Origin of the sequence: uncultured Maritalea sp. (assembly GCF_937139385.1) — a bacterium.
GTDB classification, from domain to species: Bacteria; Pseudomonadota; Alphaproteobacteria; order Rhizobiales; family Devosiaceae; genus Maritalea; species Maritalea porphyrae_A.
The window spans coordinates 1-17,264 of the sequence record NZ_CAKZPW010000197.1; the positions used below are offsets into that span (position 1 = coordinate 1).

17 protein-coding genes are annotated in these 17,264 nt (G+C 49.8%); 8 read left to right on the top strand and 9 right to left on the bottom strand.

The genetic code is table 11. The features are described 5' to 3' along the window. Both secA and Q0231_RS08490 read left to right on the top strand, forming a co-directional pair. Positions 1 to 2,048: preprotein translocase subunit SecA (gene secA / locus Q0231_RS08485; protein WP_299347124.1), on the top strand; the 2,048-nt coding region annotated here is incomplete at its 5' end. Positions 2,049 to 2,121: 73 nt separating this feature from the next. Next, positions 2,122 to 2,817: a class I SAM-dependent methyltransferase gene (locus Q0231_RS08490; RefSeq protein ID WP_299347126.1), complete on the top strand. Its 696-nt coding sequence runs from the start codon at positions 2,122 to 2,124 to the stop codon at positions 2,815 to 2,817. A gap of 46 nt (positions 2,818 to 2,863) precedes the next feature. Here the strand turns inward: Q0231_RS08490 and Q0231_RS08495 are convergent, their stop codons facing one another. Then, complete coding sequence (locus Q0231_RS08495) at positions 2,864 to 3,556, bottom strand: hypothetical protein (RefSeq protein WP_299347128.1); 693 nt, start codon at positions 3,554 to 3,556, stop codon at positions 2,864 to 2,866. Then, positions 3,553 to 4,134, bottom strand: a complete 582-nt coding sequence (locus tag Q0231_RS08500) for a uracil-DNA glycosylase family protein (RefSeq protein WP_299347130.1) — start codon at positions 4,132 to 4,134, stop codon at positions 3,553 to 3,555. Before Q0231_RS08500 ends, Q0231_RS08495 begins: the two co-directional genes overlap by 4 nt. A gap of 154 nt (positions 4,135 to 4,288) precedes the next feature. Between Q0231_RS08500 and Q0231_RS08505 the strand changes: the two genes are divergently transcribed. Both Q0231_RS08505 and Q0231_RS08510 read left to right on the top strand, forming a co-directional pair. Further along, complete coding sequence (locus Q0231_RS08505) at positions 4,289 to 6,064, top strand: SLC13 family permease (RefSeq protein WP_269395061.1); 1,776 nt, start codon at positions 4,289 to 4,291, stop codon at positions 6,062 to 6,064. Positions 6,065 to 6,073: 9 nt separating this feature from the next. Continuing rightward, positions 6,074 to 6,538 carry a GNAT family N-acetyltransferase gene (locus Q0231_RS08510; protein WP_299347134.1) on the top strand — a complete coding sequence of 155 codons (465 nt, stop codon included), beginning with the start codon at positions 6,074 to 6,076 and terminating at the stop codon, positions 6,536 to 6,538. On the opposite strand, the gene Q0231_RS08515 is transcribed toward Q0231_RS08510, so the two are convergent. From Q0231_RS08515 to Q0231_RS08535, 5 genes are all read right to left on the bottom strand, one after another. After that, a complete protein-coding gene (locus Q0231_RS08515) occupies positions 6,535 to 7,443 on the bottom strand; it encodes a hypothetical protein (protein WP_299347136.1) in 909 nt (302 codons plus the stop codon). The two genes, Q0231_RS08510 and Q0231_RS08515, sit on opposite strands and share 4 nt — an antisense overlap. A 48-nt stretch (positions 7,444 to 7,491) precedes the next feature. After that, on the bottom strand, positions 7,492 to 8,544 hold the full coding sequence (locus tag Q0231_RS08520; RefSeq protein WP_367274482.1) for a L,D-transpeptidase family protein: 1,053 nt from the start codon (positions 8,542 to 8,544) through the stop codon (positions 7,492 to 7,494). A gap of 71 nt (positions 8,545 to 8,615) precedes the next feature. After that, positions 8,616 to 9,572: an acetyl-CoA carboxylase carboxyltransferase subunit alpha gene (locus tag Q0231_RS08525; RefSeq protein ID WP_269395065.1), complete on the bottom strand. Its 957-nt coding sequence runs from the start codon at positions 9,570 to 9,572 to the stop codon at positions 8,616 to 8,618. A gap of 167 nt (positions 9,573 to 9,739) precedes the next feature. After that, entirely contained in the window at positions 9,740 to 10,651 is a 912-nt protein-coding gene (locus Q0231_RS08530; protein WP_269395066.1) for a site-specific tyrosine recombinase XerD, read from the bottom strand. Then, entirely contained in the window at positions 10,651 to 10,797 is a 147-nt protein-coding gene (locus tag Q0231_RS08535; protein WP_269395067.1) for a histidine kinase, read from the bottom strand. Before Q0231_RS08535 ends, Q0231_RS08530 begins: the two co-directional genes overlap by 1 nt. A 138-nt stretch (positions 10,798 to 10,935) precedes the next feature. Between Q0231_RS08535 and Q0231_RS08540 the strand changes: the two genes are divergently transcribed. From Q0231_RS08540 to Q0231_RS08555, 4 genes are all read left to right on the top strand, one after another. After that, a complete protein-coding gene (locus tag Q0231_RS08540; RefSeq protein ID WP_299347141.1) occupies positions 10,936 to 11,553 on the top strand; it encodes a shikimate kinase in 618 nt (205 codons plus the stop codon). After that, entirely contained in the window at positions 11,540 to 12,649 is a 1,110-nt protein-coding gene (gene aroB / locus Q0231_RS08545) for a 3-dehydroquinate synthase (RefSeq protein WP_299347143.1), read from the top strand. Before Q0231_RS08540 ends, aroB begins: the two co-directional genes overlap by 14 nt. Beyond that, complete coding sequence (locus Q0231_RS08550) at positions 12,649 to 13,929, top strand: HlyC/CorC family transporter (protein WP_269395070.1); 1,281 nt, start codon at positions 12,649 to 12,651, stop codon at positions 13,927 to 13,929. Before aroB ends, Q0231_RS08550 begins: the two co-directional genes overlap by 1 nt. Before the next feature lie 128 nt (positions 13,930 to 14,057). Then, positions 14,058 to 15,668: a bifunctional diguanylate cyclase/phosphodiesterase gene (locus tag Q0231_RS08555; protein ID WP_299347148.1), complete on the top strand. Its 1,611-nt coding sequence runs from the start codon at positions 14,058 to 14,060 to the stop codon at positions 15,666 to 15,668. Between the two features lie 31 nt (positions 15,669 to 15,699). Here the strand turns inward: Q0231_RS08555 and Q0231_RS08560 are convergent, their stop codons facing one another. Continuing rightward, the gene (locus Q0231_RS08560) at positions 15,700 to 16,578 is read right to left on the bottom strand and encodes a DMT family transporter (RefSeq protein WP_299347149.1); all 879 of its coding nucleotides are present in this window, start codon (positions 16,576 to 16,578) and stop codon (positions 15,700 to 15,702) included. Between the two features lie 349 nt (positions 16,579 to 16,927). After that, positions 16,928 to 17,264, bottom strand: a 337-nt coding sequence (locus tag Q0231_RS08565; protein ID WP_299347151.1) for a DUF4386 domain-containing protein, incomplete at its 5' end; no start/stop codon positions are given.

Below are 17,264 nucleotides of genomic sequence, written 5' to 3' on the forward strand. Positions count from 1 at the left end.
TGGATGAGGTCGATTCAATTTTGATCGATGAGGCGCGTACGCCTTTGATTATTTCAGGCCCTTCTGAAGATCGCTCCGATCTCTATGTGCAAATTGACGCACTGATGAAGCACTTGGCCGACGAAGACTTTGAACTGGACGAAAAACAACGCTCTGCCTCTTTCACTGATGATGGGATCGAAAAATTTGAGACCATCCTAAAAGAAGCCGATCTGATTAAAGGCGAAAGCCTTTTTGACATTGAGAACGTTTCTATCGTTCATCACCTCAATTCAGCCCTTCGGGCGCACAAACTCTTCACGCGTGACAAAGACTATATCGTGCGCGATGATGAAGTTGTCATCATCGACGAATTCACTGGCCGTATGATGCCGGGCCGTCGTTTTTCTGAAGGTTTGCACCAAGCTCTAGAAGCTAAAGAAGGCGCAAAAATTCAGCCAGAGAACCAAACGCTAGCTTCGATCACGTTCCAAAACTACTTCCGTCTTTACAATAAGCTTGCCGGCATGACCGGCACCGCGGCAACCGAAGCTGAAGAATTTGCCGACATTTATAAGTTGGACGTTATTTCAATCCCAACCAACAAAGATTTGTCGCGGATTGACGAGGAAGACGAAGTTTACCGCACGGTTGAGGAAAAATTCACTGCCATCGCAGACGAAGTTCTTGAATGCCAAAAGCGCAAGCAACCGGTTTTGGTCGGCACCACATCGATCGAAAAATCTGAGTTCTTGGCTGACTTGCTCAAGAAAAAAGGCGCCAAGGACATCAAAGTTCTCAACGCCCGTCATCACGAACAAGAAGCGCAAATCATTGCAGACGCAGGCATGCCCGGCGCAGTGACCATCGCCACCAACATGGCGGGCCGCGGCACTGACATTCAGCTTGGCGGCAACTTAGAAATGCGCGTTGAAAACGAATGCGGTGACCTTGAAGGTGAAGTGCGCGACGCCAAAATCAAGCAAATCGAAGCTGAAATTGAAACCCGCAAGCAAGAAGCGCTCGCCGCTGGTGGCCTTTATGTGATCGGCACCGAACGGCACGAATCTCGCCGGATCGACAATCAATTGCGTGGCCGTTCTGGCCGTCAGGGTGATCCGGGTCGCTCCAAGTTTTACCTGTCTTTGCAAGATGATCTGATGCGCATCTTTGCGCCAGAACGCATGGAAGGCATGTTGGTTAAATTGGGCCTTGAAGATGGCGAAGCCATTGCCCACCCTTGGGTCACAAAAGCCCTTGAGCGCAGCCAACAAAAAGTAGAAGCCCGCAACTTCGACATTCGTAAAAATATCCTCAAATACGATGATGTGATGAATGATCAACGTAAGGTCATTTTTGAACAACGCCTTGAATTGATGGACAATGCCAATGTGGCCGAAGCCATCAAAGAAATGCGCGAAGACGTTGTGCATGACATCATTGAAAAAGCCATTCCCGAGCGCTCTTACCCAGAGCAATGGAAACATGAGCAATTGGCAGAAGCCGCCAAGACTTACCTCAATGTAGATGCCCCGATCAAAGAATGGTCTGAAGAAGAAGGCATCGACGCCGAACAGGTAACAGAGCGTTTGGTGAAATTGGCGGATGAAACTGCAGCCAAAAAAGCAGCCGACTATTCACCCGAAATCATGCGCCAAATCGAAAAGCAGATTTTGCTGCAATCCATTGATGGTCTTTGGCGCGAGCATTTGGTCACCCTTGATCACCTGTCAAAAGTGGTGGGTTGGCGTGGCCTTGCCCAGCGCGACCCACTTAATGAGTATAAGCAAGAAGGCTATGAACTATTCCAAACATTGCTCGATAGCTTGCGCGAATTGGTGATCGCTCAACTTAGCCACGTACAAGTGCAAGTGGCCCCACCAGAGCCACAAATGCCCCCAATGCAAGAACAGCACATCGACCCCCTCACCGGTGAAAATGACGCTATTCCAGCAACCGATCAGATCAATCCAGAAGATCCCTCAACTTGGGGCAAGGTGCGCCGCAATGAAGCGTGCCCATGTGGATCTGGCAAAAAGTACAAACACTGCCACGGCGCAATTGCCTAGTTCGGTATGTAACGTTTAAAAAGTCAAAGGCCGCTCGATTTGTCGGGCGGCTTTTTTGTTCTAGGGGAACCCAATGACGGCCACAGACTTTAATCAACTTGCCAAGTTTTATGACGTCGACAAAATTAGCCTATGGCACGATCTTTATGAACGCCCAACATCTGTTAAATTGATGGGGAATATAAATGGCCTGAACCTTTTGGATGCTGGCTGCGGGGCGGGAAAACACAGCGCCGACCTCTTGGCAAAGGGCGCAAGCGTGTCCGGATGCGATATTAGTGCAAAAATGCTCCAATTTGCCAAAGACGCTCTAGGCGATCAAATGCAATTTAAAATTGCGGATTTATCCAATCCTTTGCCATATGCAGAGGCTGAGTTTGACGGCATCTTATGTGCACTTGCGCTGCATTTCATAAAGGACTGGAAAACACCGCTGAGCGAATTCCATCGGCTCTTAAAACCTGGCGGGCGGCTTGTTTTTTCAACACTTCACCCATTCATTGAAATCGAAAAAGTCGAAGGTAAAAACTACTTTGCTCATGCACCAATAGAAAACAAACGCAAAATTGATGGCGAAACGATGCTCGTGCGCTATTGGCGTCGCCCGCTAACGCAAATGATTGAAGAAATAAACGCATCAGGCTTACAAATTGAAACCATAAGAGAGCCCAAGCCGCTTGAAACCGCCAAAGAGAAGTTTCCAGATGCCTATGAGAAGCTAACCACACAGCCACGCTTTATTTTCTTTGTTTTGAAAAAACCTGTCTAAAAACCATACTCGCGGCCCTCGGCGGTGCGCCCGTTGCATAATGGGCCTAGCGACAGTCAAAAAGATATTCGCTTAACACCTGAGCCAATGCATCCGCCGGTACGGCTGCGCACTTCTGAAAAACCGCCATACGACCAACAATTTCTTGCAACTGTGCGAATTGCTCAATGACGTGATACTCGGGCCGATCTATGTAGTCGTCAACCACCATGGTCCATTCTGTTTCATCCCCAAGGGCCTGAATGCATTTCAGCGCACAAGCGACCCGAAAGCGCCCATCGATCAGAATGAAGTCTGGTCTTACACCTTGGGGCAGGTCTGAATATTGCGCAAAACGCTTGATTTGGTTCTTAGATAAATCACGCCCTTTGCTTGGATAACCCCAATCCCCTGTGAACCCAATATCTGCATGAATGTAATGCTGATTAGCGTCTTGATATCCCGCCTGCTCAACTGTCTGGCGCACGCTCAGCGAGAAAAGCAAATCACTCTCTTTGCTGACAAAAGGCAAGCCCCGCTTTGCCGCCAAAAAAGTCGATCCCCCGCTGCCAAATTCTAAATAGCAATTTGCATCAGCCAATCGACTTTCGAACCAATTGATGGCCTGTTCATTTTCAAAATGGGGCAAAGTGGCGGTACGATACACCAACATTTTCTGAAGGGCTTGATGAACAAGCGGCCATCCCTTCGTCAAATAGATCAGCCCACTATTCCAACGCGGCAGGTTTTTGGTTTTCATTCCAACAGTTCCTTCACCCGCGCTTGCAAATTTGGCACCACTTCCGTTTCAAACCAAGCATTTCGTCGCAACCAAATATTGTTGCGCGGACTGGGGTGCGGCAAGGGCAAGTAGTCTGGCAAGAACTCTTGCCAGCGCTCAACAGTTTGTGTGAGCGTTTTGGACTGGCGATTACCCAAATGATAATCCATCGCATAAGCGCCAATGATAATCTTCAATTCCAACTGCGGCAGCTGTTCAAACAAGTTATCATGCCAAGTGGCACCACATTCACGGCGGGGCGGCAGATCACCGGACGAACCAGTGCCGGGAAAACAAAACCCCATCGGCACAATGGCAAAAATATTTGGATCATAGAACTGGGCTGGTGTTACCCCCAACCAATTGCGTAACCGTTCGCCGCTTTTGTCGTCAAAAGGTTTGCCCGTTTCATGCACGATGCGACCGGGCGCTTGCCCCGCAATCAATATTTTTGCTGTTGTGCTGACTTGCAACACCGGTCTGGGCCCAAGCGGCAAATGGGCGGCACAAAGGGTGCAATCCCTTATGCTCGTCACAAGGCTCACAAATTCAGACATCATCATTTCTCCCAAACCCAATTTCGGAGAAATTTCCCCGTTCACCCCAAACCACACAAAGAAAACTAATCCGTTTTACCCCCTAGTCGACAGCCCACGAATTTGCGATTATCAAACAAAATCAAATCGCCAATTCAACTAGGCTCTCCGCTTTATGACCCTTGACCAAATCCTCCTATTTTCCCTTTTCTTTTTGGTCTTTGTCGGTCTGTTGTGGGGCAGATGGCGTTATGATCTCATCGCATTCACCGCACTTATTATTGCATTGCTGCTGCAGCTTGTGCCAACACAAATGGCATTTTCCGGCTTTGGCCACCCCGCCACAATAATTGTTGCATTGGTGCTTATTGTATCACGTGGCCTGACAAACTCAGGCGCAGTAGATTTGATCACCCGCTCAGTAATTGATCAATCGCGCTCCATTGGCATGCATATCACTATTATGGGTGGTCTTGGGGGTATTCTGTCCGCCTTTATGAACAACGTAGCGGCGTTGGCTATGTTGATGCCTGTCGATATTCAAGCCGCCCAAAAGGCGGGTCGCACACCCAGCCAAACCCTAATGCCCTTGTCTTTTGCTACCATATTGGGTGGCTTAGTTACCCTTATTGGTACACCGCCAAATATCATTATCGCTTCAATCCGCGAGACCACCTTGGGCGAACCGTTCAAGATGTTTGATTTTGCCCCTGTTGGCATCATCGCCTCTGTAGTTGGCATCACCTATGTGGCCACCATCGGCTGGCGGTTGATCCCTGAACAGTCCCGCAGCAAAAACGCCACAAGTGAATTGGCAGAACTGGAAGGCTATATCGCGGATTTGGTGGTTGCCGATGACAGCAAAGCGATCGGCCAAAAGGTAAAAGAACTCGACGCCATCGCCGAAGAGAACGACTGCCATGTGCTGGGCTTGTCCCGACGTGGGAAGCGTTTGGCCGGGCGGGCCCGGAACGAAGAAATCAAAGCAGGTGATCATTTGATCATTGAAGCTTCGCCTGAAGCCATAAATGCCTTGGTCGGCGCATTGGGCCTTAAATTCCAAGGCCAAACCGCAACAAACAACGCTTTGTCGGGCGATGTAGTTTTGGCCGAGGCTGTTGTAACACGTGAGAGCCGTTTGGCGGGCCGTACGGCCATGCAATCAAAACTATTGCCGCGCTATGGTGTTTCGCTGCTAGGGATATCGCGCCAAGGCAAGGCCATACGCACCCAGGTGCGCAAGACAGAACTTGAGCCCGGCGATATATTGCTGCTCCTAGGTGCGCCAGACAATGTTGAAGATGTTATCGGCCGCATGGGCTTCTTGCCCCTTGCCGACCGGCAATTGCCTGTCACCCAATATGATCGCGCATGGCTCGCCATTGGTGTTTTTGCCGCAGCCCTGATTGCGGCCAGCTTTGGCTGGATATACCTGCCTGTCGCCTTGGCGGTTGTGGCCATTATCTTTGTGTTCACCGACATTGTGCCCTTACGTGAACTTTATGACACGATTGAATGGCCCGTGGTGGTTTTATTGGGGTCTATGATTCCCCTAGGTGCGGCGCTTGAAAGTTCTGGCGGCACAGAACTGATCGTCAATGGTTTAGCTGCGGCCACCGCAGGTCTTCCTGCGTGGATGGCGCTGACCTTGCTCATGATCGTCACCATGACCCTTTCAGATGTTCTAAACAATACCGCCACGGCCATTGTTGCCGCCCCCATCGCCATTGGCCTCGCCAACCAATTAGGGGTCAATCCGGACCCATTTTTGATGGCGGTTGCCGTTGCAGCAAGTTGCGCCTTCCTCACCCCTATCGGGCACAAAAACAACATGCTCATTCTAGGGCCGGGCGGCTATTCTTTCTCCGACTATTGGCGCATGGGATTGCCTCTTGAGATCATCATCGTGGCAGTGTCCGTGCCCGCCATTCTTGTCTTTTGGCCGCTCTAAGGAGCAGTAATGACCCTATCATTTGAACAATTTGATCGCGTTTTAACGCTCAACAACATTCACGCCAAAGAAACATCATTCCTTGAGACCGCAGATCTTGAGCGCTTAACCAAGCGTTCTTATCTCACCAAAACCATCGGCGAACTCGACGCGTTTCTGATCGCCATGAGTCACAATTCGCCCCATGATGGGATCAATTATTCTTGGTTCAAACAGCGCTACGATAGTTTTGCCTATGTCGATAGGATCGTCACCGCGCAACATGCGCGCGGCAAAGGCCACGCCAGAACGCTCTATCTTGATTTAATGGATAAGGCGAAAGCTGATGGCATAGAAATGGTGTGCTGTGAAATCAACCATTGTCCACCCAACCCTGGCTCTGTTGCCTTCCATGAAAAGCTGGGGTTTGAAATGATCGACATCGCTGCTTTGGATGAAACCAAAACAGTTGGCTATTGGATCAAAAAGCTCTAAAGCGGCAAAAACACCCGTCGCATAATCTCAGGTCGCCCCGCGCGTTCTGCTGATTTGCGTGATGCATGATTGTACCTATCGATGGTACCAATCATCAACCGCTCTGGTGTTTGTTTTGCCCGCAAAGCCGCCAAGTTTTTTTGCATATGTGTGGCATATCCATGTCCGGACGCGGAAGAAACAATCACTTCTTCTACCACCTCATCGCCTTGCAGCCAGCCAATCGCACTGTCGCGAATGCAAATCATGCCAATGGGTTCTGGCTGGTGTGCAACATGCGCCACATAGAGGTCGCCGTTCTCATGACAACTTGTCAGATCATCCAAATCGGCGCCATTAGTGTTGCGTCGCAATTGTGGGTGATCCCGCTTCACCCGTTCACATCGCACATCGATCATTTCTTTGAGGGCGCACACATCTGCATCTTGAGATAGAGAAACCTGTTCCGTTGCCTCAGCCATTTGGCCATATCGCGCGCCGTGAATGGAACAATCTAGCACTGCATCTGCAGTTGGCATTTCATGCGCAGGCGCAGTGAGGCGCACAAATTGAGGCGCAAATACACACCAATGCTCTTTGACATGTTTTCGCAAAGCATAAAGATCAGAAAACTCATGCGCGATAACGTCAACGAAGGGTCGGTCAACGTCCAGCCCATAAAACCGAATGCCGGCCAGCATCGCGCCATCTTCAGTTTCGATCAATCGATGATTGTAGGCGCTTGGCTCAACATCAAAACGGTCAATATTGTCGGAAAACAGCCGTGCAAAATCAGGGTCATGGATGAAGTTCAATTGCTGATGTAGCCAATTTCGCACCCTTTTTGATGGAAAACCGAAAAGCTGAGTTTCCAAAGCCAATTCATGTTTCAAGGAGGACCAGCGCAAAATTTCTTCAATACTCATATCAAAGACACTAGCGCACGTTTATCAGCTGTCAATCGATGTTAAAGCCTACTGCCGCGGCGGCGGCACTGGCGCATTCGCGTCTTCACCACCTTCAGTCTGCTCAACTGCACCAAACAAACCACCAAACCAGCTCGTCACTTTCTGTGTGGTTTGGTTCACGGCAATTTTGCGCTCTTCAGCTGCTTGCGCCGCCTCAATTTTGCGCTGCGCTGCGGCGGCCGCATCTTTTTCCGACTGAGCCTTGTTGGCCATGGCAACTTCAAAAGCAGCCGCATCTGCAGTTTGCATTTGGCTATAGGCCGCTTTCATATCAGCGTTCAATGTTGAAGCGCCGCAACCGCCTGCCCGATTGATGCCATATCGACCATTGCACACTTCCCACTTCGGGCGTTCTTTGGTCAACTCAAAATGGTCGTAACCTACTTTGATATCACGCCAGAAAGACATATGCTTGCTGTCGCTAAATTCAGCTAAGTTTTCCGCCGTCATGCGAAATGGAAAAACTTGAACCTGAAAGCTTTTGCTGCCGCCCTTAAAAGTCTCCCGTGCCAAAGCGTAAATCTCGCCAACCTGTTCATCCGTCATCGCATAGCAGCCGCGCGAAGAACAATCGCCGTGCACCATAATATTTGACCCGGTGCGGCCATGCGCACGATCAAATTTGTTTGGAAAACCAAGGTTAAACGCCAAGAAATAGTTGGAGCGTGGGTTCATCAGACCCGGGGTTACATCATAAAATCCTTCAGGTGATTGACGATCGCCCTCTTTGATTTTTGGACCAAGATCACCCGACCACGCGCAGATTTTATAGGTACGGAAGTGCTCAAACTTGCCAGTTTTCTCAACCTTTTTCCACACTTCCAACTCGCTGTCTCGTTTGAAAATACGAACCAACATGGGCGCCTTTTCGCTTGAGCCCATTTGGCTCAGCCGCGCTTTGGTCAAAGAAGATAGAGGTATATTGTGCCGGTTGCTCTCAAACCCTGTGGTACAGGCTCCAAGCAGGCCAATGGCCAACACGATCAACGATAATTTTGTAAATTGACGCAAACCAATCAACACCAAACTCTCCAAATGCAGGTCCCGGCCAAATAGCATAAGGGGACCCCAATAAATTACAGTTAATCAATTGGGGTGCCTAATGCTTTTACGCAATAGCCAATTCACATTTAGGTGAGGTTTGAGCCCATCGCGAGGTATTTTTCGCGCCGGTGTTCGCGCACTTCCAAACGGCCCTTGCCGTCAAACTCAGCCAAGAAATCCTCAATCACTTTGTGCACGGATTGCATAACCTCTTGTGCGTGGCGATGTGCGCCACCAACAGGCTCAGGCACGATCTGATCAATTATGCCAAACTGCAAAAGATCTTGCGCGGTGATCTTCATATTGTTTGCCGCATCTTGCGCTTTAGCCGCGTCACGCCACAAAATTGAAGCCGCCGCTTCTGGCGAAGCAACCGTATAAATCGAATGCTCGAGCATCACCACTTTGTTCGCCGTCGCAATTGCAATCGCACCGCCTGAACCACCTTCGCCAATAACAATAGCAATTGAGGGCACGCCAATTTCAAGGCACATTTCGGTAGATCGCGCAATCGCTTCGGCTTGGCCGCGCTCTTCAGCGCCAACGCCCGGATAAGCACCGGCGGTATCCACAAAGAACAACACCGGAATATCAAACCGATCCGCCATATCCATCACACGCACCGCTTTGCGGTAGCCTTCAGGCCGGGCAGAGCCGAAATTATGCTTCAGGCGCGTCTCAGTATTCGAGCCTTTTTCTTGCCCGATAATGGCAACAGGTTTTCCATCAAACCGACCAAAGCCCGTCTGAACCGCAGCGTCTTCGGCAAATTTTCGGTCGCCAGCCAATGGCACAAAATCAGTGATCAGGCTTTTGATATAGTCAACGAAATGCGGCCGCAGCGGATGCCGCGCCACTTGGGTTTTTTGCCAAGGGGACAAACGCCCATAAATCTCATGCATGGCCTCGTCTGCTTTGGTTTGCAAACGTTTCACTTCATCGTCAATTTCAACCGCTTCGCCACTTTGTGCGAGCGATTTCAATTCTTGAACTTTGCCTTGAATATCAGCGACTGGCTTTTCAAATTCGAGATAGGACTGCATCTTTATCCGTCTTCTTTGTCGTTCCAAAGCCCAGCGATCGCTGAAGGCTTTTTGAACCCATATGATTGCGGCGGAAAGTGGCCATTCCCCCGGATAATGTCAAGCTTTGATGCGCAGATTAGCAACTCATTCGCCCAACTGCTATCGTGTTTTGGCGCTCAATGCCCCTACTCCTTGGCCAAGGGATGGTGATCTTGCACAAGCGAGGTCAACCGCTCATCCAAAATGTGCGTGTAGATTTGTGTCGTTGAAATATCAGAATGCCCCAACAATAATTGCACCACACGAAGGTCTGCCCCCCTTTCCAACAAATGTGAGGCAAAAGCATGGCGCAAAATATGTGGCGAGATTTTTGAAGTATCCAATCCAGCGCGCGCCGCCAATGCTTTCAGTTCACGCGCAAACACTTGACGGGCCATATAGCCGGTGTCCGTTTTTGCCGGAAAAACAAACCGCCCCGGCGCCAAACCTTGCAAATAATTCAACAATGCATCTTTTGCGCGATCGTTGAGCGGCACCACCCGTTCTTTGTTGCCTTTGCCGATAATGTTTAACATCGACCCTTCTCGCGTCACGCTTGAGCGCAAAAGCCCCACCAATTCAGAAACCCGCATGCCCGTGCCATATAAAAGCTCCAACAAAACATATAGCTTTTGCGCCCTAAGTTTTGCCTTGGCTGACAATTCTTCTTCCGTTGCCTCACGTTCGGCCTGCGCAAAAAGCTGATCCACCTCTTCAATGCTCATGGTCTTTGGCAGTTTGGTGCCCGCTCTTGGCGCGGGAATGACCCGGGTTGGATCATCAGGGCGCACCCCATCAGAAACCAAAAACTGATAGAATTGGCGCAAAGAGCTCAAACGCCGCGCCGCACTTGAAGGCGCAAAACCGCGCTCATCCAACGATATTAAATAGTGCTGCACCAGCTGACGGTCCGCGGTACCGATTTGATGTTTTTGACCATCAACAAACCCCGCATAATCGGTGAGATCGCGCCGGTAGGCCTCAAGCGTATTGCTGGCAGCGCCGCGCTCTGCACTCATCATTTCTAGGAAGTTTTCGACCAAATATTGATCAGTCATTAGTTGTTGAACAAGTCGCGCGAGGGAATGCGTTGGCTCATTTCACGAGGTTCGGGCTCAACAAAAATCGTCAGCGCATACATTGAGCCATAGATGATCGCTGCGAGTACACCGATAAAGACCAGAAAACGAATAAGCGTGGGCATTTGGACTTGGTTCCTTCCAATTGCACCCTTTTTCGTTCATTTCGCGGTTCCAATCAAGCATTTGATTGAGCGAGGTGGCTTGACAATTCCCCCACAGATCGCTTCAACCTCTCATTCAAGAACAAGGTGGAGAAGTTAGTGCCCGTCGAACTAGACAGCACCGTAGTGCAACGCAATGCAGATCGGGTTAACGCAAATCGCGGCGCCAAACCAATTGTGATCATCGGCATGATGGGCGCAGGCAAATCCACGGTCGGCAAACGTGTCGCCCATTTTTTGGGGCTTGAATTTGTTGATAGCGACGACGAAATTGAATTGGCAGCGGGCATGCCAATTCCCGATATTTTTGAAACCCATGGTGAAGAAGAGTTTCGCGCAGGGGAAACCCGCGTGATCGCCCGGCTTTTGCGCACCCGCCGTGATGCGATCATTTCAACAGGTGGCGGCGCATATATGGATCCGATCACCCGCAAAAACATATCGCAGCACGCCATTTGCGTTTGGTTGAAAGCCGACGTTGAATTGCTGTTCGAGCGTGTTTCGCGCCGCAACACGCGACCGCTCTTGCGCACGCCGGACCCGTTTGGCACACTCAAAGCACTGGTTGATTTAAGATATCCAACTTACGCTGAAGCGGATGTAACCGTTATGTCCCATGAAGCAAGCCACGAACAAATTGGTGCAGAAATAGTGGCGGCCCTCGCCGACCATTTGGACCCAACCGCAAAGTTAAAAAAAACAAATGACGAGCAATAATATCGTTCATATTGATCTGGGCGAACGTGCCTATGATATTAATGTCAGCCCTGACGCCATCGACACACTGGGCGCAAAACTCAAAACCATGTTTCCCGGCGCACGCTATGGAATTGTGACCGATGAGAACGTTGAACGCGAGCAATTGCCTCGTCTCAAACGCGCCCTTGAGAGCGAAGGGCTAGACTATTCGGTGGTCACCATTCCTGCGGGGGAAAGCTCAAAATGTAACGCACAGCTTAATCGTGTTGTTGAGGCTTTGCTCGATGAACGGCTTGAGCGCAACGACATTATTATTGCATTTGGCGGCGGCGTTGTGGGTGATTTGGCAGGCTTTGCCGCCTCCATCATCCGGCGCGGCATGGATTTTGTGCAAGTTCCGACCTCATTGTTGGCGCAAGTGGATAGTTCTGTTGGCGGTAAAACAGGTATCAACTCGCCCCACGGCAAAAACCTAATTGGTGCCTTTCATCAACCCCGCTATGTGGCTGCCGACTTGCAAGCCCTTGGCACCTTGTCCGAACGTCAGTTCCGCGCCGGCTATGCAGAAATGGCAAAATATGGCCTGATCGACGATGAAGAGTTTTTCTTTTGGCTGGAAGAACATTGGCGCGAAATATTTGCGGGCGGCCCCGCCCGTGCAAAAGCCATCGCCCATTCTTGTCGGGCAAAGGCGCGCTTTGTTGCAGCGGACGAAAAAGAACATGGCGCGCGCGCCTTGCTCAACCTAGGGCACACCTTTGGCCATGCTTTTGAAGCGGTCACCGGCTATTCAAATCGCTTGTTGCACGGCGAAGCCATTTCAATCGGCATGGTGCTGGCCCATCGCTATTCCACCAAAATTGGTATCGCCAATGGCCAAGACGCAGTGCGTGTCACCAACCACTTCAAAGCCGTTGGTCTGCCAACCGAGCTCAACGATATCCCAGGCCCCCTCGCTTCAACCGAAGAATTAATGCATCATATCGCTCAAGACAAAAAAGTATCGCGCGGCACACTCACCTTTATTTTGACAAATGGCGTTGGCAAGGCTTTCATTCAAAAGGGATGTGACCCACATTCAATTTCTGCGTTTCTTGAGGAGCAACGAACCTAATGGCTGAGTTTTTCGCATCAATGCCACCAACCTTTTGGATTTCGGTGGTCTCAATTCTGGTGCTGCTTTCCCTTTCTGGATTTTTCTCTGGCTCCGAAACAGCCCTGACCGCAGCCTCGCGCGCCCGCATTCACCACTGGGTGAAGGCCGGAAACAAGCGTGCTGAGCTTGTTGAAAAACTTATTGCCGATAAAGAGCGCTTGATCGGCGCACTATTGCTGGGCAACAACCTCGTCAACATCCTCGCGTCCTCTTTGGCCACAAGCGTGTTGATCGCCCTGTTTGGTGACACGGGTGTGATATATGCAACGATCGCCATGACCGCGCTTGTTGTTATATTTTCTGAAGTTTTGCCAAAAACTTGGGCCATTTCCAAACCTGATGAATTTGCGTTGGGCGTTGCCCCAATTGTGCGGCCCATCGTGGCCTTGTTTGCCCCAATCACATTTGCCATCCAAAAACTTGTCAACGCCCTATTGCGCATGGTGGGTGCCCGCCGCGAAGGCGATGACACTGGCATGACCGGCCACGAAGAATTGCGCGGCACTGTGGACCTTTTGCACCGAGAGGGCGAGGTGATCAAAAACGACCGCGATATGCTTGGCGGCATTTTAGATCTCAGCGCATTGGAAGTATCCGACGTGATGGTCCACCGCACCAAAATGCTCGCTTTAGACGCTGAAATGCCCAAAGAGCAGCTGGTCCAGGAAATCCTTGAAAGCCCCTATACCCGCATTCCATTGTGGAAGGACGACAAAGAAAACATTGTCGGTGTTGTACATGCCAAAGACATGCTGCGGGCTTTGTTCAAAGCCGGTGGCGACGTGGAGCAGCTCAATATCTCCGCCATCGTTTCAAAACCTTGGTTTGTACCAGACACGACCCCCGTGCAGGCACAGCTCAACGCGTTTTTGCGCGAAAACGCGCACTTTGCCTTGGTGGTCGACGAATATGGCGAAGTTGAAGGGCTCATAACCCTTGAAGACATATTGGAAGAAATCGTTGGGGAAATTGCCGACGAGCATGATGAAGTCATGGAAGGGGCGAAAAAACAACCAGACGGCTCCTATATTGTTGATGGCTCTCTGCCGATCCGCGATATCAATCGTGCGCTCGATTGGAACCTGCCCGATGAAAATGCCACCACCATTGCTGGTCTTGTTTTGGACGAAGCTAAAATGATCCCCAACATCAACCAGACCTTCACATTCCACGGCAAGCGCTTCCGCGTGTTGAAAAAAGAACGAAATCGCATCACAGAACTAAAGATAATTCCCTAAGTATTTTCTGAGGTCTCGACAGATCAAGCTCTCATCAGGTCGTTGAAATTCAAAGGGAAAATCGGTTGGCTAAAATGCCACCCAATTTGCGGATCTTATCATAAGTTCTGCTCATTATGCTTTTGAGCATGATGATGAAAAAATGTTGGAAAAAACTATGTCAGTACTTTGCGGGCGATCCCTCGATCAGCCCGTTCAAACTGACATTGTTTCAATCAACTGGGGCAACAGTGCTTGCCTCTATTCTTGCAGTGATCGCCTATAATACTGTTGGTGTCTATTACGCAGGCATTTGGTACCAATTGGGGGTGACCCTTGTCATTGCCTCTTTCGTGGCCCCGATCTTTCTGTTCCCATCCTACCGCACTTCAGGGCGCTTACAGCGCGCAAATGCCATTATCAAAGCGCAAGCCACAACCGATCATTTAACCGGCCTGCCCAACATGCTGGCGCTTAACAACCAGTTGAAAAATCTTCTGACTGACGACAAAAACCAAACAGCTTTTGCGCTACATTTCCTAGATATCGACCGATTTAAACAGGTCAACGATTCGCTTGGTCATGATGTGGGCAATGAACTGATCATTGAAACAGGGCGGCGCATTCAAGACTGGGTCGGCAACGCCGGATTTGTTGCTCGGTTTGGCGGCGATGAATTTGTCGTCATTCAATTTGCCACGTCAAATGAATTGGCTGCCACCCATTTTGGCCGCGAGCTGCGCGTGCATCTGGCGAAGCGGTATAATCTGTCAGACCACGAAATTAATGTGACCGCTTCTATTGGCACAGCCCTTTCGCCGTTTCATGGCACCAACCAAGAACAATTGCTCAAAGCCGCTGATTTGGCGCTTTATAAAGCCAAAGAAACCGGCCACGCCAGTTGCGTCTTTGAACCCCGCTTCGCCTCAGAAGCGTCAAACCGCCGCCGGATCGAGGGCATTCTGCGCGATACAATTGAAAAAGGCACCCTAATACCCTATTTCCATTCCATCGTTCAGGCCAAAAATCCACTGCAAATTGCAGGGTTCGAAGCCCTTTGCCGAATTGAATTGCCCGATGGCGAAATCCTAAACCCAGAACAATTCATCCCCATCGCTGAAAGCACAGGATTGATTTTGGATATTGGCGCACACATGTTGCAGCAAGCCTGTATCGAATGTGCGAGTTGGCACCCCGACCTATTTGTATCGGTAAATGTATCACCCGTACAAATGATCCGATCTGACTTTTTGACCACCGTTCAAGAGGCCCTTAACGACAGCGGATTGCCCCCATATCGGCTGGAACTTGAAATCACCGAATCTGTTTTGATCAATGACGTCGAGCACATTCGAACCACTCTTGAGCGGGTGCGTGCGCTAGGCGTTCAAATTGCCTTAGATGATTTTGGCGCAGGCTACTGTGGCCTTCACTATTTGCGTCAAATTGAAATTGATAAAATCAAAATCGACAAATCCATCATCGACGATGCAGCAACGGTTGAGATCTCACGCAACATTCTGAACGGCGTATCCCTGATCGCCAAACAAATGGAGATCACATTGGTGGCCGAAGGCGTCGACGACATCACCAAGGCTGAATTCTTGTCAAAAGGCGAGTGCGTGCACCAGTTCCAAGGTTATCTCTTTTCAAAACCGGTAAACGCGGTGAACGCCCGCCGCATGCAAGAAATACTCCCAAGCCAAGCGACGGGCTCTAATGTGATCCAGCTGCCTGTCAAATCAAATGACAGGGCCTAAATCGTCTGATCTTAGTTTGTTGGTCCCTTTTTTAAGATTTGGTTTCTCTAAACCAAACCAACAAACCCGCACCGATGGTAATCGCACCACCTATTAAGGTGATCACATCGGTCATATGCCCAAAAAACAAAAGCGTAAGCCCCACAGCCACCGGCAGCGCCAAGAAATTTAGCGGCTGCAATGTGCTCGCTGGCGCATGTTTTAACGCCACGGTGAACAAGAGATGCGTCGCAATGGCGCAAACGATAACAATAATCATCAGCAACCAGCCGCGCATACCCATGGCTTCAAGTTCAAATACACCAGTCACAGTGGACAAGACCAAAGCCACCAGAGCCAAATAAAGCATCGATGTTTTGGTACTGTCTTTTGTGGCCACTTTTCGCGTCAACACCGTGTAAAGCGAAAAACTCAATACAGCGCCAACGACCAACCAGATAGAAACATCAATCGTTTGGAAGCCAGGGCGAATAACAACCATTGCGCCCACAAAGCCGACCAAAACAGCAATCCAACGGTAAATCCCCATCTTCTCCCCAAGGATCGGTACAGCCAGCAAGCTGACGACAATGGGATAGAGCATAAACATGGCCTGCAAATCAGAAGTTTGCATATGGCCCAGTGCAGCGGAAAACAGCCAAATATCAATGAGCAACAAAACAGACCGTAGGATTTGCAGTTTGGGATAATGCGAGCGAGCAACCAATCGAAGGTCACTGTTTCGACCGATCCATATCAGGGTGAATAATGCCACACCCCAAAACCGGATCATAACCACCTGCATGACCGAAAAATCGGCCACCAATAATTTGACAGCAATATCCTGCACCCCAAAAATTACCAATGACACAAGCGTCAAAATGATCGCCTTGGGCACATTCTCTGATGGCGCTGTAGCAGCGTTTTTCATTCAAACTATCCTTTGATTCGATAAGTGAGCAAAAAACGCCCCACATGCAAACCGCACGCAAAAAACCGCGCATGCAGAAGCAAGCGCGGGGCGTTTAAATTTACTCTTTTGTGAAAAATATACTGCATTGCTTGGTCCCTAAGTGCGCAAATCAGACGTTGATTTGAGCTGCACTTGGACGAAGCTTGGGCAGTGCCGTGACATTGCAACACGCCACGGCACACGTCAATATTTTTGTTGCTCCACTACTGCTTTTTGGCTTGCAACCTCACTTCGGTTGAAAACACATAAATACGTCAGCCCTGTTGATGCGCTAATTATAAAACCAACGCGCTCAACCAATCCCACATCATGCGGTTTTTAAGTACCCCAGATCCTTCAAGGCGCGCTCATCAAACCCTTTGAAAATCAACCAAAGGGCAAAAACCATCTCTTGCACGGCAATTGGCACCATGAGCCCGGTTGCAAGCGTAGGTGAGATAAGTTCAAACGTATAAAACAGGCTGCCCGACAGTAACAGCACGGCAGAAACTGTTCCTGCCAATGAAATCCATCGTGGCACCAGCTTGGACTGAAACAGCAATATGTTAAGAATAATCGCGCCGATTACGAAGAACAGCAAAAACACCGGCCCCGCCTCCGCGCCCCAATAATTCACAGATTGAATGGAGGCGCCAATATGTTCA